The organism is Sulfurimonas sp., assembly GCF_050296975.1.
GTDB lineage: Bacteria > Campylobacterota > Campylobacteria > Campylobacterales > Sulfurimonadaceae > Sulfurimonas.
This window is the reverse complement of record NZ_JBNKRX010000023.1, coordinates 1-20,400: the sequence shown is the minus strand read 5'-3', so window position 1 is coordinate 20,400 and position 20,400 is coordinate 1. Positions and strand designations below refer to the sequence as shown.

The 20,400-nt window shown below is 32.1% G+C and carries 20 protein-coding genes and 1 pseudogene; 6 read left to right on the top strand and 15 right to left on the bottom strand.

All coding sequences use genetic code 11. The features are described 5' to 3' along the window. Positions 1–31: 31 nt before the first annotated feature. Genes ACQY56_RS06335 through ACQY56_RS06325 form a run of 3 tightly spaced genes read left to right on the top strand, consistent with a single transcriptional unit; the run spans position 32 to position 1,450 of the window. Positions 32–568, top strand: a complete 537-nt coding sequence (locus tag ACQY56_RS06335; RefSeq protein ID WP_428737080.1) for an FMN-binding protein — start codon at positions 32–34, stop codon at positions 566–568. After that, the gene (locus ACQY56_RS06330) at positions 568–1,041 is read left to right on the top strand and encodes a hypothetical protein (RefSeq protein ID WP_428737079.1); all 474 of its coding nucleotides are present in this window, start codon (positions 568–570) and stop codon (positions 1,039–1,041) included. The genes ACQY56_RS06335 and ACQY56_RS06330 overlap by 1 nt, the downstream gene beginning before the upstream one ends. Beyond that, a complete protein-coding gene (locus tag ACQY56_RS06325) occupies positions 1,031–1,450 on the top strand; it encodes a hypothetical protein (protein WP_428737078.1) in 420 nt (139 codons plus the stop codon). Before ACQY56_RS06330 ends, ACQY56_RS06325 begins: the two co-directional genes overlap by 11 nt. On the opposite strand, the gene ACQY56_RS06320 is transcribed toward ACQY56_RS06325, so the two are convergent. Further along, a complete protein-coding gene (locus ACQY56_RS06320; protein ID WP_428737077.1) occupies positions 1,437–2,357 on the bottom strand; it encodes an FAD:protein FMN transferase in 921 nt (306 codons plus the stop codon). The two genes, ACQY56_RS06325 and ACQY56_RS06320, sit on opposite strands and share 14 nt — an antisense overlap. A gap of 54 nt (positions 2,358–2,411) precedes the next feature. Between ACQY56_RS06320 and ACQY56_RS06315 the strand changes: the two genes are divergently transcribed. Next, entirely contained in the window at positions 2,412–3,131 is a 720-nt protein-coding gene (locus ACQY56_RS06315; protein WP_428737076.1) for a DUF445 domain-containing protein, read from the top strand. Positions 3,132–3,145: 14 nt separating this feature from the next. On the opposite strand, the gene ACQY56_RS06310 is transcribed toward ACQY56_RS06315, so the two are convergent. The 3 genes from ACQY56_RS06310 to ACQY56_RS06300 all read right to left on the bottom strand — a co-directional run bounded on the left by ACQY56_RS06310 (position 3,146) and on the right by ACQY56_RS06300 (position 4,926). Beyond that, positions 3,146–3,697, bottom strand: coding sequence for a hypothetical protein (locus ACQY56_RS06310; protein WP_428737075.1), 552 nt, complete (start codon positions 3,695–3,697; stop codon positions 3,146–3,148). 83 nt (positions 3,698–3,780) lie between these two features. Further along, a complete protein-coding gene (locus ACQY56_RS06305) occupies positions 3,781–3,990 on the bottom strand; it encodes an RNA-binding S4 domain-containing protein (RefSeq protein WP_428737074.1) in 210 nt (69 codons plus the stop codon). A gap of 9 nt (positions 3,991–3,999) precedes the next feature. Continuing rightward, positions 4,000–4,926 (bottom strand): bifunctional methionine sulfoxide reductase B/A protein, encoded by a 927-nt coding sequence (locus ACQY56_RS06300; protein ID WP_428737073.1) that lies wholly within the window; start codon positions 4,924–4,926, stop codon positions 4,000–4,002. A gap of 163 nt (positions 4,927–5,089) precedes the next feature. Between ACQY56_RS06300 and ACQY56_RS06295 the strand changes: the two genes are divergently transcribed. Further along, on the top strand, positions 5,090–5,845 hold the full coding sequence (locus ACQY56_RS06295) for a response regulator transcription factor (protein WP_428737072.1): 756 nt from the start codon (positions 5,090–5,092) through the stop codon (positions 5,843–5,845). 1 nt (position 5,846) lies between these two features. Here the strand turns inward: ACQY56_RS06295 and ACQY56_RS06290 are convergent, their stop codons facing one another. From ACQY56_RS06290 to ACQY56_RS06260, 7 genes are all read right to left on the bottom strand, one after another. Next, the gene (locus ACQY56_RS06290) at positions 5,847–8,129 is read right to left on the bottom strand and encodes an ATP-binding protein (RefSeq protein WP_428737071.1); all 2,283 of its coding nucleotides are present in this window, start codon (positions 8,127–8,129) and stop codon (positions 5,847–5,849) included. Positions 8,130–8,148: 19 nt separating this feature from the next. Next, the gene (locus tag ACQY56_RS06285) at positions 8,149–8,961 is read right to left on the bottom strand and encodes a peptide deformylase (RefSeq protein ID WP_428737070.1); all 813 of its coding nucleotides are present in this window, start codon (positions 8,959–8,961) and stop codon (positions 8,149–8,151) included. A gap of 51 nt (positions 8,962–9,012) precedes the next feature. Next, complete coding sequence (locus ACQY56_RS06280) at positions 9,013–9,174, bottom strand: hypothetical protein (protein ID WP_428737069.1); 162 nt, start codon at positions 9,172–9,174, stop codon at positions 9,013–9,015. Between the two features lie 15 nt (positions 9,175–9,189). Further along, positions 9,190–10,662, bottom strand: a complete 1,473-nt coding sequence (locus ACQY56_RS06275; protein WP_428737068.1) for an NAD(P)/FAD-dependent oxidoreductase — start codon at positions 10,660–10,662, stop codon at positions 9,190–9,192. Positions 10,663–10,833: 171 nt separating this feature from the next. Next, positions 10,834–13,386, bottom strand: coding sequence for an aminopeptidase N (pepN, locus tag ACQY56_RS06270; RefSeq protein ID WP_428737067.1), 2,553 nt, complete (start codon positions 13,384–13,386; stop codon positions 10,834–10,836). 256 nt (positions 13,387–13,642) lie between these two features. Then, on the bottom strand, positions 13,643–14,380 hold the full coding sequence (truC, locus tag ACQY56_RS06265) for a tRNA pseudouridine(65) synthase TruC (RefSeq protein ID WP_428737066.1): 738 nt from the start codon (positions 14,378–14,380) through the stop codon (positions 13,643–13,645). A 6-nt stretch (positions 14,381–14,386) separates the two neighbouring features. After that, the gene (locus tag ACQY56_RS06260) at positions 14,387–15,670 is read right to left on the bottom strand and encodes a DEAD/DEAH box helicase (protein WP_428737065.1); all 1,284 of its coding nucleotides are present in this window, start codon (positions 15,668–15,670) and stop codon (positions 14,387–14,389) included. A gap of 219 nt (positions 15,671–15,889) precedes the next feature. Here ACQY56_RS06260 and ACQY56_RS06255 point away from each other — a divergent pair, with 219 nt between their 5' ends. Next, the gene (locus ACQY56_RS06255; protein WP_428737064.1) at positions 15,890–17,920 is read left to right on the top strand and encodes an EAL domain-containing protein; all 2,031 of its coding nucleotides are present in this window, start codon (positions 15,890–15,892) and stop codon (positions 17,918–17,920) included. Between the two features lie 44 nt (positions 17,921–17,964). Here the strand turns inward: ACQY56_RS06255 and ACQY56_RS06250 are convergent, their stop codons facing one another. From ACQY56_RS06250 to ACQY56_RS06235, 4 genes and pseudogenes are all read right to left on the bottom strand, one after another. Then, positions 17,965–18,699, bottom strand: coding sequence for a hypothetical protein (locus ACQY56_RS06250; RefSeq protein WP_428737063.1), 735 nt, complete (start codon positions 18,697–18,699; stop codon positions 17,965–17,967). Further along, positions 18,662–19,423, bottom strand: coding sequence for an ankyrin repeat domain-containing protein (locus tag ACQY56_RS06245; protein ID WP_428737062.1), 762 nt, complete (start codon positions 19,421–19,423; stop codon positions 18,662–18,664). The genes ACQY56_RS06250 and ACQY56_RS06245 overlap by 38 nt, the downstream gene beginning before the upstream one ends. Beyond that, positions 19,420–20,004, bottom strand: a complete 585-nt coding sequence (locus ACQY56_RS06240; protein WP_428737061.1) for a type VI secretion system amidase effector protein Tae4 — start codon at positions 20,002–20,004, stop codon at positions 19,420–19,422. The genes ACQY56_RS06245 and ACQY56_RS06240 overlap by 4 nt, the downstream gene beginning before the upstream one ends. Position 20,005: 1 nt before the next feature. Then, positions 20,006–20,400, bottom strand: a pseudogene (locus ACQY56_RS06235) (hypothetical protein); the annotation flags it as partial.

Sequence of the window (20,400 nt, the reverse complement as noted above, 5' to 3'; positions counted from 1 at the left end):
GTATATGATTCCATTAAAAAAAGGAAGAAATATGAAACTATCTCTTTTTATATTAACAGTTATATTTTTAAGCATTATCCCTTTAAATGCAAAGGTTTTAACAACCGTAGAAAAGGCCATAGAGAGTTCTTTAAATACACACAACTTACAAATAATAAAACAAAATATCTTACTAACAAAAAAAGAGAGTAACGAAGTTGAAAAACTTGCAAAACTAAAACTACATTCACATATAGTAAAAATATATATAGTAAAAAGTGACACTTCTACAAAAGCTTACGGTATTTTAATCAGTAGAAAAATTCGTTCTAAAAATGGTGTTGTGCTCTATCTTTTAGATCATCAAGGAAAAATACTGAACATAGAAGTTATTGCATTTAATGAGCCACTTGAATACCTCCCCAAAGGCTCATGGGAAAAACAGTTTGACAACTTACCTCTTGATCAACACCCTGAGCTTGGACGCAATGTCACTCCAATTACTGGAGCTACTCTTAGTGCTAAAAGTATTATCGAGGGTGCACGTATAGCCCAAGCATTGTATACAATTAAACTAAAAGAGCAATAATGAAGTTTTTAGTTGTAAAAAATCTCAAACATGATCAACATTTTAAACCAATATTGACAGGTCTGTTACTCTTTATATTATTTTATATCCCAAGTGATTTTTATGTCAAAGCACATTCTCTAGGAGTTACACAAAATACACTTCAAAGTACCCTTTTTGGAAATGATGAAGAGTATCTTGACCCTATGCAAACGAGTGTGTTTTTAGAAAACTGGCATGTAGAGATATTTTTTATGATGATGATTCTTCTTACTTTAAGTGCAGTATTTATCCGTTTATCCAACCATATTAAATTTGATAGTTACATTACCCATTTGACAATGATTTGTGCATTTTCCTCACTCCTTAGTTTAGCAGGATGTTTTTTTCTCTATCCTAAACTAAGTTTTATATATTTGGGAACTTTTTATCTTTGGCATATAGGTGCTTTATACATGGTTGTAACCTCACTAAAGAGACTCTATGTTAACTAAACATTACAAAAAACTTATAGTTTATTTCATCCTTTTCATGTGGCTTCTTTTATCAAGTGCTATCATAATCTTTGTCCAAAAGATTGGCTTTGAAGCTGCGAGTATTTTGAAGTATTATTCTGAAAAATCATTGGAGGGGATATTAAAAATCAACCTTCCCCATATTTTTGTATTTGGAGTTTTAGCGATGATAATGCTACATTTTTTGGTATTTAGCAAATCAAACTCTCAACTAAAAATTCTCACTCCTACATTATATATCTTTGCTTTTTTAGAACTTTTTTCCCCTTTAGCAATTTTCATGGGATTTGAATTTTTTAGTACGATAAAACTTTTTAGTTTTTTCATTTTTATCATTTTATTGTTTTATATCTCTTTAGTGTTGCTTTATTCGATTATTTTTGAATAATCTCAATATACTCATTTATATTTTTACTAATTATCATTTTTCTCTCTACTGTAATAATAATATATGCGATTTTAAAACTCTGTAAAAACTTCTTTGCCAAAGGGGAAGGCATTACAGATATAGCTGTTGCATATGCATCAAGATCAGCACTACTTCGATCTGAGATCAATGTTACCGATGCAAATTTTTCATTGCTTGTTTTAAAATAAGGGTTGATCAGATGATTATACTTTTTGGAAGCTACGTATCTACGATAATTGCCACTTGTTGTTATCCCTGTTTCATCTTTTTTCGTTTTCATAATAAAAAGTGTATTCTCACTAAAAGGATCTTGTAAAGCCACTTCACACTTACCAATACAACGAATATCTCCACTTGCAGCAATAACTGCGCTTTTTACTCCTTGATCAAGAAAATACTCACTTGCTTTTTGTACTGCAAAGCCTTTACCCATCCCTCCAAGATCAACTTTAATACCCTCTTTTGTAGATGCTGTACTAGTAGAAAAATGAAGATTATAAAAACCTGTATGAGCAATTTTTAAAAGTTTTGGATGGGGTATAAACTCTTCATCTTCTCCAAAATGATACAGCCCTTTTGTAATCGAACCAATCGTAATATCAAAATAGCCATACGTTTGTTGATAATATTTTTTTGAAAGTTTTAATGCTTCATAAGTTAAAGGATCTAATTGAACAACATGATTTTTATTTAGTTTATATATATCACCACAAGATTTGTAAGATGTCAAAGCATTATCCACCTCGTGAATAATTTTAAATCCATTTCCAAAAAGTTCTTGATTTTCATCCAATGAAATACTTACCATTGTACCCATATGCACTTGGGTACGTGTTTCACTAAACAAAGCTGTTACTAAAATAATTAGATATAAATAAGTTTTCATTGGGAAATTATGCCAATTTTTATATATAATTACCCAAAAAATTTGGAGTTTATATTGAATCTAAATAAAAGTTTTATAACCAATCTTTTAGCACTTATCTTAGTAATAGCAGCACTTTTTATCCCATTTGAACCAGACATTACAAAACCTCTGCTTTATACAGGACTGTTCGCTCTCTCTGGAGCGGTGACAAACCAATTGGCAATCCACATGCTTTTTGAAAAAGTTCCATTTCTTTATGGTTCTGGAGTTATTTTAGATAGATTTGAAGCTTTCAAATTGGCGATTAAAAACCTTTTGATGGAACAGTTTTTTACACAAGAGCAATTAAACAACTTCTTTGCAAAAGAGGAGAAAAAAATAGACCTCACACCCATTATAGAAGAGAGTGACTTCTCTCCTGCATTTGATGCACTTACAAAAAGTGTAATGGATTCCCCTTTTGGTGGAATGCTTGGGATGTTTGGAGGAGAAAAAGCATTAGAGGGTCTACGTGAACCTTTTACAAACAAACTAAAATCATCTATCATCACCATCGTAAACTCTGAAAGTTTTGCTGCGACATTAGATAAACACCTACAAAACTCATCACTCAATGATGACATTCTAAACTCTATAGAGGGTGTAATAGATACCAGACTTGATGAGCTTACCCCTCAAATGGTAAAAGAGATGGTACAAAAACTTATACATGAACATTTACAATGGCTTGTTGTATGGGGTGGAGTTTTTGGAGGGTTGATTGGGCTTATTAGTTCTTTTTGGCTTTCGTAAATATTTTCAACTTGCTATAAATATGTGCCACTCCTCATTTCTCGAGCATCTGTAATAAACCATTCTAACATCCCCCAATTATCAATTTTAGTTGTTTCATTTCCCATACTTTTTCTAATTTCTAATAAAAATGAGCCAAGTAGTGACATCATATTTTTAATTTGATCTTTTGATGGATTTTGCTCATTATCTGTATTATTATAAAAATATTGCATTAAATTATTAAATGAACTTACTACAGAATCTGAGCCTATAAGGGATAACTTAAAAGAAGTTTTTCTATAGTCTAATGAAAGCATTTGAGCAATTGCAATTTCACTTTTATCTTTACCTTTATTTCTTTTATCTGATTGCCAAGCAATATCACTCATAAGAAGTATAATAAATGGTTCTAAAATTTGATTATAAATTTCTATACGATCATCTCGAAGTTTTTCTTCTAACTTTAACTTTCTTTCTACTGCTTGTCTATATTTCCATCCCACAGCAGTGAGTAATAAGACAAGAATAGGTGTAGTGATAGAACCTATAGCGGAAATATAGTCTAACCATGTATTCTCTTCCATATACTCAATTTTTCCTTTATAACTATTTTAAAATTATTATGTTTAAATTTCCAAATCAATTGTAGCTAATAGTTTTTAAAATCTTACACAACCTTGATAGTAACCTCTTCCCCTATCTCCAAAACATCTCCTTGGATGATTTTTGCTCTTTTTCTTAGCTCTACTTCGCCATTTCGGATCACATGTCCATCTGCTACGATCTGTTTTGCTTGTCCGCCACTATCTACTAGGTCTAACAATTTTATGAGCTTATAGAGTTCTATATACTCATCCATTAACACATACTCGATCAATTTTTTATCCTAAAATCTTTTTACATACCCGTGACAATAAGGTTTATGCCCTTTACGTTCATAATAATCTTGATGATACTCTTCGGCTTTATAAAACTCTTGTTTCTCACGAATTTTTGTTGTAATATCATACCCTTTTAACTCTAAAAGCTTGATCAATTTTTTTATAGTCTCTCGCTCATTTTTATCTTGTACAAATATAACTGAATGGTACTGTTGCCCTATATCTGGTCCTTGCCCATCTTGTTGTGTCGGGTCATGAATCTCAAAAAACAATCTTGCCAATGTTTCATAATCCACCTCTTTTGGATCGTATGTCACTTCTACAGTTTCAACATGTCCTGTATCACCTGTGCAAACATCCTTGTAAGAGGGGTGAGGTTTTTTCCCTCCCATATAACCAGAGACTACACTTTTTACACCTTTTTGTTTCTCCAAGTAGTACTCAACTCCCCAAAAACACCCACCTGCAAAGTAAGCTTTTTTCAAGTTTGTATGGTTAGCTTTTTGAAAATTCAGTGAGATTGAGTTTACACAATAACGAGTGTTCTTATCGGTAAAACCCTCACCTTTAAAAACATGCCCTAAATGTGCACCACAATGAGCACACTGAATCTCTGTTCTAATTCCATCAGCATCTTGTACTCTTTTAACAGCTCCCGGTACTGCATCATCAAAACTTGGCCAACCACATTCGCTATGAAACTTATCATTTGATTGAAACAAAACTGCTCCACAATGTTTACAAAGGTACTCACCTTTTTCATCAAAATCATAATATTTTCCACTAAAAGGTCTTTCAGTTCCTTTATAAATGATGACATATTTTTCTTTTTCAGTTAATGGATTTAGTTCCAATTTGGGTAAATTTTCTGAATTTTCAGCTCCTAAAACTGTTGCTATAAATAAATAAAAAAGTATGTAAAACACGCGCATTAGCAATCCTTTATGATTATTATGATAAATTGTTAGTATCATTTTGTAACAAATTTTACACTTATTTAGATTAAGTATTGTAAATAAAAAAAAGTTATATTATAATTTTAGAGGTAATGTTATCACATAATCATCATTTTTTTTTGATATAGGAAGTGCAAAGATGAATACAAAAGACAAAATACTAGTCGTAGAAGACGATGAAATAACTTCACTCAATCTCAATATATCTTTACAAAAACATGGTTATAGCGTTGTTGGCGTATGTGACAACATCGAACAAGCTAAAAGTAAAATCTCAACTCACCATCCAAGTGTTGTTATCATTGATATCTCTTTACAAGAGAGTGATGATGGCATTGAACTAGCAAAATTTATCAAAGAACACTTTACTATTCCATTTATTTACCTCACATCATATACAGATGATGAGATGATAACTCGTGCAAAAGTGACTGAACCATATGGTTATATAGTAAAACCTTTTGATCCAAATTCACTCCATGCGACTATTCAAATGGCTTTGTTTAAGTTTCAAGTAGAAAGTGAGAGAAAAAATGATATTGATACACTTAAAGTGGATAAATTAAACCTAGAAAAAATGCTTTATGCAAAACGATCATCTGATGAGCCAATCGTTCCTTTTGGATATGACTACCATTTAGATATAAGTATTTGCGAAACATTTTACAAAGGGAAAAAACTCAAACTTACAAAAAAAGAGAACGCTTTTTTAAGACTTCTCGTTGCTCAACTTGGCTCAGTTGTAACATTTGATCAAGCGGTAAATTATGTTTGGGAAGAAAAAGGTGCAACAGAAAATAGTGTTCGTACGCTTGTATGGAGACTTAGAAATAAACTTGCAACCGATATCATCAAAAATGCTTCTGGAATCGGCTACTACATAGAGGAAGATTAATCTATAATATTCTTATAGACTCTATCGCCTCTTTCATCTTTTGAAAACTCTCTTCATAGTTATATTTTGCATCTTCTTTGTTCGCCATCTTTTCCATTTCATTGGCTGTTTTTTGTAAGAACTCTATTCTAAAGTTTCCGCTAGAACCTTTTATATTATGTGCTTTTTTGGCTATTTGCACAAAATCTCTTTGTGCTATCGCCTCTTGTAACATTGGGAGAACTTCTTGCATTTTATTGACAAAAAGCTCTAAAAGCATTGTAAGTTCATCCATACTTAACATTAATTCTTTTGTAAGTGCTTTTGCATTTAAGCCTATAATATTTACACTATCTTCCAATGGAATATTTTCAACTTCATTACTAAAGTCTGGTTCTAAGTAAGTATCAAAAATATGTTCTAAATCTTTTAAGATTATAGGTTTTCCTAAAAAGGCATCATATCCACTAAGTAACCCTTTTTCTTTCTCACCTTTTACTACATTTGCTGTAAGTGCAGATATAGGGGTATGGATAAGTTCATATTTCTTTTCATATTTTCTGATCTTCTCGACAGCTTGTGTACCATCCATTTTAGGCATTTGCTCATCCATTAAAACAAGATCATATCTCTTTGTTTTATAAAGCTCTATCGCATCAACTCCATTACTTACAATGTCAAAATCAAGACCATATTTTGTAAGGATGATTTTTATAAGTTCTTGATTTGCTTCATTATCCTCTGCAACAAGTATATTGCCTTTAAAAAGCTTTGTTATTTTCTTTCTGTGTTCTAAGTACTCTTGAGGGTATAAAAGCTCTTCAAAAGCAACTTTGAGCTTCTCACAGTATAGTGGAAATGAGAGTGTATTGATATGCATATAGTTATCAAATATATCACACTCTTGAGAAACGATAGCTATATAATTTTTATTTGATTTAATCACTGCTGCTATATCTTGAGAATTTAACTCTTCGTGTAAAAAGACACATATATCATACTCTAAATCAAATGAGTTGATAATTGAGATATCCATGTTAAATACTTGCGCATATTTTAAAAATGATTTATGTTTATAATTAAGTGAATAATGTGGTGCGTATATAGCTATCGTATATTTTTTCAGTTTCTCAACCTCATCAAAATAAAGATGCGTATTTTTGTAGATAGATACAGGTATCTGCATCCAAAATTCACTTCCTCTTTCTAGTTCCGAATTTACACCAACTTTTCCACCCATAAGCTCTGCAAGTTGATACGAAATAGAAAGTCCTAATCCAGTCCCCTCAATCCGAGAATCTTTTGCATATTGTGCTTGTGCAAAAGCTAAAAATACATTTTCTTGATCCTCTTTTGAGATACCTATACCATTATCTTTTACACTAATTCTAAGAACTTTATCATGGCAACTTGCTTCTATATGTATATGCCCATTCGCAGGTGTAAACTTAATTGCATTACTTAAAAAGTTAGAGAGTATCTGCTTAATTCTTAATATATCTGCACTGAGTTCTAGTGGAATCTTAGGATCAATGAACGAGGTAATCGTGATATTTTTCATCTTTGCACTTGCAACAAAAAGCTCCATTGTATGAGAGAGTTCATCATGGAGTGAAAATATTTTTGGGTCTATATGAAACTCACCGCTTCTAAGTTTTGAAAAGTCTAAGATGTCATTGATAATACTTAAAAGATTCTCTCCACTATTTAAAATAATATCGAGATAGTTTCTATGTTTTTTTGTAAGTTCATCATCTAAAAGTAGATTTACAAATCCTAAAATGGCATTGAGTGGAGTTCGTATCTCATGTGACATATTTGATAAAAAGTACTCTTTTGCTTGAGAAGCAAGAAGCGCTTCTTGCCTCGCATCAACAAGTTTTTGAAAGATAACGTCTGTATAGTATTTTAAGATTCCACGAAAGTTTTTATCAAAGACATAGGAGATAGCATCAAAAACATTTTTTGAGTTGATTTTTGCATCATAAGAAAAGTCCACCATTGAACGACGAAAATGGCTACAAAGCTCAAAAAGTTCATCAGCACTAATCTCTCTATTTTTTAGATACGCTAAAAAATCTTGCATTACAGGACAATTCCCTATCTCTGTATCCCCTGAGATAACCCCCATAAAGTAGTCAAATACACCACTTGCATACATTTGAATAAAATAGTCTTTATCGATATTGTGCAGTTCTAGTATGTTAGAAGAGGTTTCATAATTTACCCATTGCCAAAGAATTTGACTTTTTGATGCTGAAAAAACTTCTCTATACCCACGTAGGGCTTCAATATTTTCTGCCATTTCCATTTCTTTAATATCTTTAGTTTACGAAGAAAAAAGAAAGTGTCATAACTACAGAGAGTTTAACAAGAGCTATAAATGCGCTCCCAAGTATATTACCTATTTGACAGCTTGTACAAGAGGTATATTTTGACCCTTCATACCTTCCATAAATTACATATACAAGAGTTAAAAGTACTGTAAAATAAGATACATAAAGCTGCGATTGCCAAATGTAAGATAATATTTTCTTATCTTCAATAGGTAATGATATTAAAAAAACTAAAAAAAGTAAAGCAGTGATAATCTTTATAACTTTTAAAATCTTATCTTTAAAAAAACTAACAGGGCAATAGTTCTCATACCCTATGTCCGAACCAAATTCTAAACTTGCTTCAAATCTTTCACGCTCAGTTTTAGAAAGTTTTGGTAAAAAAGTAGAACCAAATGTGTAATCGATCTTTCTTTGTAAAAGAATTGCAAGTTCCCCATCAGCTTTTAAAACTTGATTTTCACCACTACGATCAACATAGATGATACTTATATTTTCATAACGAGTTACTTCAGCACTGAGATTTGGATAATATGAAGTTGTCTCTTTGGTAGTTACTTCACCACTATGTGAAATAACTTTTGGATTGATAAGTTCTAAAAAAGTTCCATCTTCATTCTTTAGAACTATCACATTATGGTAATCACCTATCTGAAAAGCAGAAAGGGCTTGTAAATTATTTTCATTTATAGTATCTTTTAGATCCTCTATCAATGAAAACAACTTCTCATCAAACACACGAACATTGATTCCATACTCAACACTCAACTGCGCTGGATACTCTATAATCTCTTTTACCATTAAAACCCTAGAACTCTATCTAAGCTAAAATGCTTAGATAGAAAAAAATAATTAGTGACTTTTGCCTACAACAATAATCATTTTGATGTTAATCGCAACAAATCTGATAAATTGCCAAATTACACAAGTTCTCATTGCTCTTGCAAATTTACCAGGAATCATAGTTAAGTTAAAATCTCTACTTTTACCAAAGTTTACTTCTTCTTTTTTCATAATAATACTCCTCTCTTATTCTGGAATTAAAGTCCAGCCTGGTTTAAGTTTAGCTTTGTAGATAAACATATAATGTAAAATATGTTTAATCCAGTGTCCAGCTAGACCAATCTCACCGAATGTATGATCTGTATCACGACCTGTTCCTGGATATTTTTCAAAATCTGGAACAACAGGATAAACTGTCATAGCAGCTGCTTGACCACTAAATATACCTTTACCAGCTGATGCAACACAAGCTGCACCCATTTCAGCCATAGAAGCTTCATGTAAGTGTGCACCCTCACCATGAGTGATAAGATCACATACAGAGTGAGCTACCGCTTTACCGATGATACCTGAAGGCATACCAGTTCTAGGTGGTGTAGGATTGATTGGAGTTCCATTTGGAGAACTCATTGGTTGTGAAATAATATGTGGTGGTGCAAAAGCAATACCAGCAGCAAATAAATTTTTATATGTTGGGTTTTGATATGTGCTTGGCCAATCACTTGCTTTCCACTCAGCATAAGGTTTTGGAGTATAATCAGCATCAACTTTCATAAATCCATTTGGAGCAAATACAGTAGCTGTAATATCTTCTCCAGCTTTGTCATATGCTTTTAGACCAACACCTGCAAATGGTGGGATTAACATCGCAAAGTCAAAACTTTCTTCACCTGTACTACCATCTAAAAGTTCATAGTTAATTTTTCCAGACTCAACTTTTGCAACGTGAGCACCAATTAACCACTCAACATTTCTTTCAGCAAATAATGACTCTGCAAATAGCTTAGAACTAACTACATAACCACCAACTTTCATATGAAGTCCACCCATACCAAAGTCACCTAAGAAAGACTCATTTGAGATCCATTTAATGTCTGCCATATCACGAACACCAGCTTTGCCTAACTCGTGCTCAATATTAAAGATGTACTCAAAAGCAGCACCTTGACATGTACACATACCATGACCAGTACCGATTAAGAATTTTTGGCGTTCACCATTTTTCATTTTTTCGATACATTTTGCAAGTTCTTCTGAAGCGTGAACTGCGTGATCTGCTGTACAAACTGAAACTGTATTTTCACCAATTTGCCCTTGTCCATTACCAAGACCAGGAGTTGCATCAAAGTTTAGTTTTGGACCTGTTGCATTGATTAAGTAATCATACTCAACATTTTCACTCTCACCAGCTTTGTTTGGATCTGTATATTCGATCGTTACAAAAGGTTTATCACTAGACTCATTTCCCTCTGGGTTTAATGATACTGCTTTTGCTTGTTTATATGTAATACCTGCACTCGCGTATACTGGAGCTAAATCAAATGTTACATCCTCTTTTGTCATTTCACCGACACCAACCCAAATGTTTGATGGTATCCAGTTCCATTTTGCATTTGGAGTTACAACTACAACTTCATGAGCTGAACCTAACCATTTTGCGGCGAATGTAGCTGCAGTATGACCTGCAACTCCACCACCAAGTACGACTAATCTTGCCATATATACCTTCCCCTTAAATAAGTTGTTACATAACTTTAACAGAATAAAATCACATTATTATCACATAAAAAACTTAAACTTCTCGATATAACAATTTTGTAACCGCTGTAATAATTTTGAAACCACTTATTTATCGTATTCAAATAGAATTATTAATTAAAAAAAATTATTTTACTTTAAAATTTTATTGACTATCTCAAATGTATTTTTTGAAAGCCCTTGTGTAGAAATTACACATTTAAGCGTGATTTCCATTAAATTTTTATTTTTTTCGTTCATTTTTGGGTAGATTTTAAATGCTCCTGCAAGTCCAGAAGCCATTTGTGGATTAAATTTATCTATCTCAATGATCTTATTTGCGACAAAATCATAGCCACTTCCATCTTTTTTATGAAAATATTTATAATTTCTTGCAAATACCCCGATTAATGAACGCACTAAATTTGGAACTTTTTCATCATATACTGCATCACTTTGTAAATCTTGAACTCGTTGAAGTAATCCATCTCTCGAAGAAGCTGCTAGAAGTGCAAAGTATTTGTTCATTACTAAAGTGTTATTTTTATACTTATTATAAAAATCTTCAAATGCTTCTACTCTCTCACTCTCTTCAAACATCTCCAATACATCTAAAGCGACTACTTTATCTGTCATTGTGACTGTATTATCATACTGCTCTTTTGCAAGTGTGAGTACTTTCTCAGATTTTAAAGCACCTAAAAGTGTTAAAACTCTATTTTTTAAAGCACGTCTACCAATACTTAAACTATCTAACTCACTATTATTTGGTTCATTATTTTGCGTGTAAAGCTCTAAAAGTTTTGTCTCATATCTTTGGGCAATCATCATACTCAACTTCTCTTTTGCCTCATACAGTGGTTCAAAATCTACAACCTCTTGTTTTTGCATAAGTGTTGTGATAGATGGCAACTCTAACAAGAGTGCTTTATAAGAGAGATCAAGTTCTAAATCAAGTAGATATCCATATGCATCTACAAATTCACTTATATCTTCCCCATCGATCAGTTTAAACATACTCTGCCCTGCAAACTCTTGTGCCGCTTCATAACGTGTAAAGCTGTTTTGATCGTGTTTCATTAAAAATGGATAATCAACACCTTGATGATCTATAATGATAGGTGCACTAAAATCTCTATTGATTGAAAGTGTAGGTTTTGCTACTAAATCATCAAATCTAAATGTTTCACTCTCTTTTGAGATAATCAGCATTTTTTCTAAAATTTCATTCCCATCTTTATCAAGGAGTGCTATTTTTAGTGGAAAGTACATCGCTTTTTGAGTCTCACCACCTACTTTATTTGGTATCTTTTGTGCAAGTGTTAAAGCATACGTTCCATTTTCAAACGACTCTGTAACTTGAAGTGTTGGTGTACCGCTTTGATCGTACCAAAGTTTAAAGTGTTCAAGATCAAATTCTCCATTTTGCTTCATCGCCCATAAAAAGTCATCAGTAGTGACCGCTTGTCCATCAAAACTCTCAAAATACAAGTCTGTGGCTTTTCTATAGTTCTCATCGCCTAACATAGTATGGATCATGCGAATTACTTCCGCACCTTTTTCATATACGGTTGCCGTGTAAAAGTTATTCATAGATATATACGACTTTGGCTGGATCGGATGTGCAGTTGGAGAGGCATCTTCTACAAACTGACGCTCACGTAATGCTTTTACATCATCAATGCGTTGCACCTCTTTAGAGTTTAGATCAGCTGAGAAGCTTTGATCACGAAAGACTGTAAGTCCCTCTTTGAGTGTTAATTGAAACCAGTTTTTACATGTGATGCGATTTCCTGTCCAGTTATGAAAATACTCATGAGCGATTACAGACTCGATTCCCATAAAATTTGCATCAGTTGCTGTATCTGCATCTGCTAACACATACGCAGAGTTAAAAATATTCAGCCCCTTATTCTCCATTGCACCCATATTGAAACTATCTACTGCTACGATGTTATAGATGTCAAGATCGTATTCACGTCCATATTTCTCTTCATCCCATTTCATTGCATTGATCAAACTTGCCATAGCGTGTGTAGCTTTTTGGCTATTACCTTTGTCAACATAGATGTTAAGTTCAACTTCATTACCACTAGCAGTAGTAAAGCTATCTGTAATGAAATCTAAATCCCCTGCAACTAACGCAAAAAGATATGATGGTTTTGGATGTGGGTCGTGCCACGTTACACCATGACGAGTATCAAAACTTTCATGACAATGGATCTTGTTTCCATTACTAAGGAGTATCGGATATTTCTCTTTATCAGCGATAACAGTTGTAGTAAATACACTCATCACATCTGGACGATCAAGATATGGTGTAATTCTACGAAACCCTTCGGGCTCATTTTGAGTACAAAAAATAGCACCCGATTTATATAAACCTTCAAGTTCGGTATTGTTTTGCGGATAGATTTTATTTCTGATCTCTAGTATAAAGTTTTGCGGTACATTTAAGATCGTAAGCGTTTCTTCACTTGTTATGTATCTGTCACTTCCAAGTACTTCACCATCAAGCACAATCTCTTTTAATTCTAATTCTCCTGCATCTAAAACTAAGTCGCTTACATTATCTAATTTTTCAATTTTCATAATATTCGTTACATCTGTTTCATCTTCAAATAACTCAAATGTAAGATTGACACTCTCGATATTAAAATCTGGTTCTTTATAGTCTTTTAAAAATATCTCTTTTACTTCACTCATCTAGACCTCTCTTATAACCTCTGAATTTTCTTCAGTAAACTATACAAGTTTATAATCAAGGCAGATGTTCTTTAGCATAGTGAACTATGCTGAAGGTTGTCTAACGCAGAGTATACGCTTGTATAGTTTACCCGAAGGGAGGGTTAAAAAAAATCAACCTTGCACAAAAATTTTCATCAGCGTAGCTTTGGCTATGCTTCAAAAAATATTTTGCACAATCTTAACTTTTTTTAGCCCTCTGAAGTATATTCAGAGGTTATAAGAGAGGTCGACTCCAATTAAACTTTTTAAATAATTCTATAAATGTATTATCTAATTTTGCTTTTAAAACAATTGTATTTCCATTATAAGGATGATCTAATTCCAAACTTTTACAATGCAATAATAATCTATGCACATTATATTCTTTTCGGATAAACTTGTTGTGTTCCCCTCGCCCATATTTTGTATCGCCTAGGATATGATGGGAGATATGTTTCATATGACGGCGCAATTGGTGTTTTCGTCCTGTTTTTGGATAAAGTTCCACCAAGGAGTAACGTACAGTATCGTATTTGCCAACATTTGCTTGAAGCTCTATACTGTCCAATACTTTATACTCTGTAATCGCCTCTTGGGGCTCTTTATCTTCCCGTGCATCTTTATCGGCAATCTTATCGAGTTTCTCTTGCAATGGATAATCGATCACACCATCTTCAAGGTAGCCTCGCACAACTGCTATGTAAGTTTTTTTTGGCTCTCGGGCACGAAATTGTTCATTTAAAAGTCTGGCTGTTTCTTTATCAAGGGCAAATAGAAGCACTCCGCTTGTTGGTTTATCAAGTCTATGGATTGGATAGACCCACTGCCCCAATTGATCACGCAACATCTTCATTGCATAATAAATTTCATGCCGATCAATCATCGATTTGTGCACCAATAAACCACTTGGCTTATTGATAGCGACTAAATATTCATCTTGGTAGATTATCTCTAAAGTGTAGTTTGCAAACATAGAAGATTATCGTGGATCTCTTTTAGTAGTTTTTCTTTTTTTTGATTGTTTGATTGTTTTTGCAGTTACTTTTTTAACCTCTTTTTTAGGTTGGAAGTACGCTTTTTCTACTTTTTTATGTTCTGCTTTGAGTTTTACCTCATCACGATCTACACGTCTGATGTTAGGGTCTGGTTCAAATCCCTCAACTGTCTCTTTTTCAATCTTTTGTCCGATCAGCTTTTCAATGTCACGGATCTCAAACTTCTCATATACATCAAGTAAAGAGATAGCTTCTCCTTCTCTTCCAGCACGACCTGTACGCCCAACACGGTGTACATAATCCTCTGGAATTGATGGAAGTTCATAGTTGATCACATACGGTAACTCTTCAATGTCAAGACCACGTGAAGCGATATCTGTTGCAACTAGTACACGGAACTTTCCTTCCATAAATTGGTTAAGAGTTTTAAGGCGGTTTGCTTTTGTTTTATCGCCATGAATTACACCCGTTTTTAGACCATCTTTTTCAAGCTCTTTTCCTAATAAATCAGCACTTGTTTTTGTTCTTGTAAAAACTAAAACTTGTGGAAAGTTACGTGAGCCGATCAGATATGCTAAAAGCTCTGCTTTTCGATCAGCATCAACAAGGTATGCTACTTGATTGATCGTATCTACCGTTGTATTTTTCTTTGCAGTTTCAATAAATGCAGGTGAAGTCAAAATAAGTTTTGAAAGCTTTCTCACTTTTTCAGAAAATGTCGCCGAAAAAAGTAACGTCTGATGACGTTTTGGTAAAAGCGGGTGGATCGCTCTTATATCTTTGCTAAATCCCATATCTAGCATACGATCAGCTTCATCAAGAACAAAAACCTCAACATCATCAAGCTTAAGTCCGTTTTTAGTAAGTTCAAGTAAACGCCCAGGTGTTGCTACAATTACTTCCGCTCCACCTTTAAGTTTTGCTATCTGCTTTGTTATATCTTTTCCACTAATGATAGCTTCAGACTTAACATCCATGTATTTTGCATAATCGTTTATATCTTTATAGATCTGAACACTTAGCTCTCTTGTTGGGGAGATGATAACAGCACGCACCCCTTTGCTCTCATCTTTTTTTCTTAACTTTTGTAAAAGAGGAAGTGCAAAAGCTGCTGTTTTTCCAGTTCCCGTTTGTGCTGTTGCAAAAAGATCTTTATTTTGCATCACTAAAGGGATTGCACGTTTTTGGATCAAAGTTGGTTCTTTATAACCAAGTTCCTCAACTGCATCAAGTAAAGGCTTAAAAACCCCAAGCTTTTCAAATGACATTATTTCCCTTTTTTAATTTATAGCATAGATTATATTTTATAAAATAGTAACATATTAATACTTTATATCAAGCATATAATATCTATGTGATATTTTTGTGATATAATTCCATCCACTAATTATAAAGCGGAGCCAAATATTTTAAATTTTAAACATACTATTTCTATTATTACACTTATAAAATATATTTTACCTATAGCATCTCTTTGGATGCTTATAATGCTTTACTATCAACTATTTGTAGCTTCTAGCATAACTTTAGTATATATTTTCGTCTCTTTAATGAGTTTAGTATATTATAAAATAACTTTCCAAGTAGCGCTCATTATACGTCTGCAAATGGTAATGATGTTATTACTTCCATTTTTGATGATGTGGAACTTGGGTGGTTATGATAATGGAAGTAACATTATCATATGGGGCTTTATGGCTCCTATTATGGCACTTTTATATACTGAAAAAAAAGAGGCTTTGTTCTGGTTTTACGCTTTTTTACTATTATTAATTATCTCTTTACCGCTAGAACATCAACTTCCAAACTATGAACTATCTCATAATGTAAAAGAAGTACTATTTTTTCTTAACTTAGCAACCATTCTCTCTGGTATCTATTTTCTTCTAAAATATTTTATCGATAAAACAAAAGATGATGTGAACAACAATATCTCCTTTTTAAAAAGTTATAAAACAAGTATAGATACAAACCTTGTAGTAACCAAAACTGACCTTTATGGAAATATCACTTTTGCAAATCAAAATTTTTATGATATTTCAGGTTATAGTGAAAATGAAGTTTTAGGCAGAAGTCACAATATAGTACGTCATCCAGAGACCGATGATAGTGTGTATAAAGAGATATGGGAAACTATCTTAGCAAAAAAAACATGGCATGGGCAACTTAAAAATAAGAGAAAAGATGGTACAACATACTGGGTTCAAAGTACCATATCTCCTATTTTAGACAAAGACAATAACATCGTAGAATTTATTGCTATACGTTATAACATCACTGAAATTTTACAAAAACAAGAGAGTTTAACACAGTTACTCCATACAGATACTTTAACAGGCTTAAAAAATAGAAAAGCACTTTTTAGAGATAAAAATAAAAATGCTCATAACTCTTTAGTTCTTATAAATATAGATAAATTTAGTCAAATTAACAACCTTTATGGAGAATCTTTTGGAGACAAAGTTCTCTTAGCTTTTAGTCAAATTATGAATCATGCTGTTGAGCAAAGAGATACATGTGAACTTTATAAACTTGCTGGTGATGAATTTGTTGTACTCTCTGTAGAGCGAGATGCAGAGGTATTAAGAAACAATATCAACAATATGGTTCAGTACTTAAATGATACACCAATTAGTATAGATGGGCAAGAGGTAAGTATAGGCATCTCTGTAGGAATTTCACTAGAAGAGAATGAAAGTTTATTAGAAACTGCGAGTATGGCACTTAAATTTGCTAAGCGTCTTGGAAAACATATTGTGATCTACTCTGACCAAGTTTCACTCAACCACGAGTATGAAAACAATATCAAATGGGTAAAAGAGATTCGTGAGGCTATTAAAAAAGATAGAATCGTACTCTATTATCAAGCGATAAAAGACAATCCAACAGGTAAAATTTATAAATATGAAACACTTATAAGACTTTTAGATACTCATGGAAATGTCATCTCTCCACATAGTTTTTTAGAAATCGCAAAAAAATCAAAACTCTATAAAGAACTTACAAAAATTGTCATAAACAAAAGTTTTGAATATTTTAAAGATAAAGATTATAACTTTTCAGTCAATATTACAATTGAAGATATTCTTGATCCAAAAATCAATTCATACATTATAGAATCGCTACAAAAGTACAATATAGGGCATAAAGTTGCTTTTGAAATTGTTGAAACAGAAGGTATTGAGAAGTTTGATATTGTTGAAAAATTTATACATGAAGTTAAATCGTATGGTGCTAAAATCTCTATAGACGATTTTGGAACAGGATATTCAAACTTTGAATATCTCATGCGACTTCAAGCGGATTATATAAAAATTGATGGCAGTATCATCAAAAATATCGTTCATGATAAAAAATCAGCACTGATTACCTCTATCATTGTTTCGTTTGCAAAAGAGATGCATATGAAAACAATTGGTGAGTTTGTTGAGAATGAAGATATAGAGAAAAAACTTAAAGAGCTAGGTGTTGATAAATCACAAGGCTATTTTATAGAAAAGCCTAAAGAAAAATTATAAAAATCTGCGTTTATTTGTTCTTTGTATGAATTATTGTAGACAGATCAAAAATCTGTAGAGCTATTATCTTGAGATTTTTTTTCTTCTTTATTTGGCGGGATAAGTTCTAACGTACCTTCATTATCTTTTACTTGTTCTAAAAGTATCTCTTTTACTTCTAGCTTTTTCCCATCAAATGCTAAGTGTATAAAAGTTTGATGTATATCAGATACAGTTTTATTATTTTCTGCATCATCATCTGGTATATAAAGTTTTTTATAAGAATAAGGTTCATGATGCTTTCTTTGCCCCCGTGAACCTTCCATCCAACTATCTCCATTTAAACAATGTTTTTTATCCCCTGTATAAATAAATTTTCGATAATTTACAACTTTAAAGTCTATACTTCCTATACCAACTTCTGTTGTATTCAAGAACTCTTCAAAATTACTATTTGCTCTTTGAATAGTTAGAGATGGATAGTGTTCTTGTGTTATCTCTTTGGTTGAGGGGAATTCTGCATTTTCTTTAGTTCTCTCTCCATTTGGTTCTAATTTTTTATTTGTATAATATGGATTTTTCTGTTTTTTTCTACCATTTACTTTCACTGACACCCAATATATGTCATCTTTTGCAACATATTTTCGAATAGATGCACTTTTATCTCCTTCAAACCAATACCATAAACTTGCAAGTACATTTAATTCTAAAGAAGTAACTAATTGATTTGCTTTTTGATTTGATGATAATATATCAAGATTTTCATTTTTGAAAAACTGTTTTTCCATTTTTAACTTCATATACCAAATTATCATTGGCATCATATTCTTTATATCCATCATTTGTATGAGTAACTTTTATAATTTTTTCCATATTTATAAATTGAGTACCACATTTAAAATATTTTGTTGGTAAATTATATTTTTTAATAAGCCAAGATTTTAAAGTTAAATCATCAATATTATCTAGAATAGTTTCCCCGTTTCTAGTTTGTTGTTTTATTTTCGCACCATTTGAAACTAAAAGTTCAATCATTTCTTTTGTTTTTGCATAAAAAAAAGGTGGTTCTACATAGCTTCCTTTACACTCAAAATTCATTTCTTCTTCTATGTTTAAACTAGCATTATGTTCTAGTAAATATTTTGTTATTCGCAAATTATTTTTTATAATAGCTGATGTTAGTGGCGTATGGATAAACCCTTTAATAGCTAATACATTGGGGTTTGCACCATAATTGATAAGCAATTTGACAGCCCCAATATTTTCTGAATATACTGCTGCATGTAAAATTCTTATTGGAAATTTATATGCTAATGCAGAATTGGGGTCTAACCCATCATCTAATAATTTTTTAAGCTTTTTATTTGAGGAATCTCTTAATATTTTAACAATTTTTTTTGTTTCATTTAAAGATAAATGATTCGCACCAATTGCAAAAACTATGTTATCATTTATTTTATTTGGTAAATCTTGTTGAGAATAAAGTAATGATATAAACATTAATATACATAATAGTATTTTCATTTTAACTCCCAAAATATGATATCAGTTGTTTTTACTCCATTTTGATGATGTTCAAAATAACAGTGATTATAATCTAAATTACCATTAGGACAAATAGTACCATCCCATAAAGTAATATGTCCATTTGCATCACCCCATCCAGAAACTTTAAAAATAAGTATTCCTTTTTTACCATTGATTTCAGATTTAAAGTTGTTAGGATTTCCATCAAATGTTATATCTGAATTACCAAATGCCTTTTCTAAAACTTGCGTCATTTTATTAACAGAAAGAACATACGGTTCACCAGTTTTTTCATCTTGAAAATCTTTTGGAAGCTTTAGTTTAAAATTACTTTTGTTAAAAGTATAACTCATTCTTGTCGCACAAGCATTACTATAATCTACTTGATGACAACCTTCAGATTCTCGCTCACCCTTGCATCTTGCTGCTAACTCTTTATGTATCAATTTAAATACTTCACAAGCTTTTAGTTTAACAACTTTCATAAAATATGGTTCTAAATCAGAATATTTTGGTCTATTAATTTTAATGGTATTTATAGTTTGACCATTAACTTGAACTTCTGCCATTCCCGCCATATTAATCTTCCTTTAATATTAAAGTTTTATCTTCAAATATATTTAAAATTTTAGCTGTACCATCCTCTTGCACTTGAGTAGAAAAGCTATGTATTTCTTCTCCCATTTTAATATCTATACTTAGATCTTCTCCAGCTTCATAATCTAAAGTTTCCAAATGTAAATTTAAATCACTATAGTGTCTTGAAGTATCTGAAATTTTTATTTCATCTTCTCCATATGACCAATAAGTATTCGTGATAGTTTTTTGAGAATTTTTCTCAACTGCATCAGCCACAACCCCATCCAACCCACTATTATCTTTAAAGTTATCAGTGTTAAAGTGTATACCTGAGGGGTCTATTGTTAAAACGTTTGATCCACATTTAAGACTTATACCATCTGTTGCTTCTATCT

Bases quoted from the DNA above. Each gene is read 5' to 3' on its own strand.
- truC (WP_428737066.1), bottom strand. From the start codon at position 14,380: ATGTTTGCAAACTACACTTTAGAGATAATCTACCAAGATGAATATTTA.
- ACQY56_RS06260 (WP_428737065.1), bottom strand. From the start codon at position 15,670: ATGTCATTTGAAAAGCTTGGGGTTTTTAAGCCTTTACTTGATGCAGTT.
- ACQY56_RS06300 (WP_428737073.1), bottom strand. From the start codon at position 4,926: ATGCGCGTGTTTTACATACTTTTTTATTTATTTATAGCAACAGTTTTA.
- ACQY56_RS06335 (WP_428737080.1), top strand. From the start codon at position 32: ATGAAACTATCTCTTTTTATATTAACAGTTATATTTTTAAGCATTATC.
- ACQY56_RS06240 (WP_428737061.1), bottom strand. From the start codon at position 20,004: ATGGCGGGAATGGCAGAAGTTCAAGTTAATGGTCAAACTATAAATACC.
- ACQY56_RS06330 (WP_428737079.1), top strand. From the start codon at position 568: ATGAAGTTTTTAGTTGTAAAAAATCTCAAACATGATCAACATTTTAAA.
- ACQY56_RS06325 (WP_428737078.1), top strand. From the start codon at position 1,031: ATGTTAACTAAACATTACAAAAAACTTATAGTTTATTTCATCCTTTTC.
- ACQY56_RS06250 (WP_428737063.1), bottom strand. From the start codon at position 18,699: ATGAAGTTAAAAATGGAAAAACAGTTTTTCAAAAATGAAAATCTTGAT.
- ACQY56_RS06245 (WP_428737062.1), bottom strand. From the start codon at position 19,423: ATGAAAATACTATTATGTATATTAATGTTTATATCATTACTTTATTCT.
- ACQY56_RS06275 (WP_428737068.1), bottom strand. From the start codon at position 10,662: ATGGCAAGATTAGTCGTACTTGGTGGTGGAGTTGCAGGTCATACTGCA.
- ACQY56_RS06280 (WP_428737069.1), bottom strand. From the start codon at position 9,174: ATGAAAAAAGAAGAAGTAAACTTTGGTAAAAGTAGAGATTTTAACTTA.
- pepN (WP_428737067.1), bottom strand. From the start codon at position 13,386: ATGAGTGAAGTAAAAGAGATATTTTTAAAAGACTATAAAGAACCAGAT.
- ACQY56_RS06290 (WP_428737071.1), bottom strand. From the start codon at position 8,129: ATGGCAGAAAATATTGAAGCCCTACGTGGGTATAGAGAAGTTTTTTCA.
- ACQY56_RS06320 (WP_428737077.1), bottom strand. From the start codon at position 2,357: ATGAAAACTTATTTATATCTAATTATTTTAGTAACAGCTTTGTTTAGT.
- ACQY56_RS06255 (WP_428737064.1), top strand. From the start codon at position 15,890: ATGCTTTACTATCAACTATTTGTAGCTTCTAGCATAACTTTAGTATAT.
- ACQY56_RS06285 (WP_428737070.1), bottom strand. From the start codon at position 8,961: ATGGTAAAAGAGATTATAGAGTATCCAGCGCAGTTGAGTGTTGAGTAT.
- ACQY56_RS06295 (WP_428737072.1), top strand. From the start codon at position 5,090: ATGAATACAAAAGACAAAATACTAGTCGTAGAAGACGATGAAATAACT.
- ACQY56_RS06310 (WP_428737075.1), bottom strand. From the start codon at position 3,697: ATGGAAGAGAATACATGGTTAGACTATATTTCCGCTATAGGTTCTATC.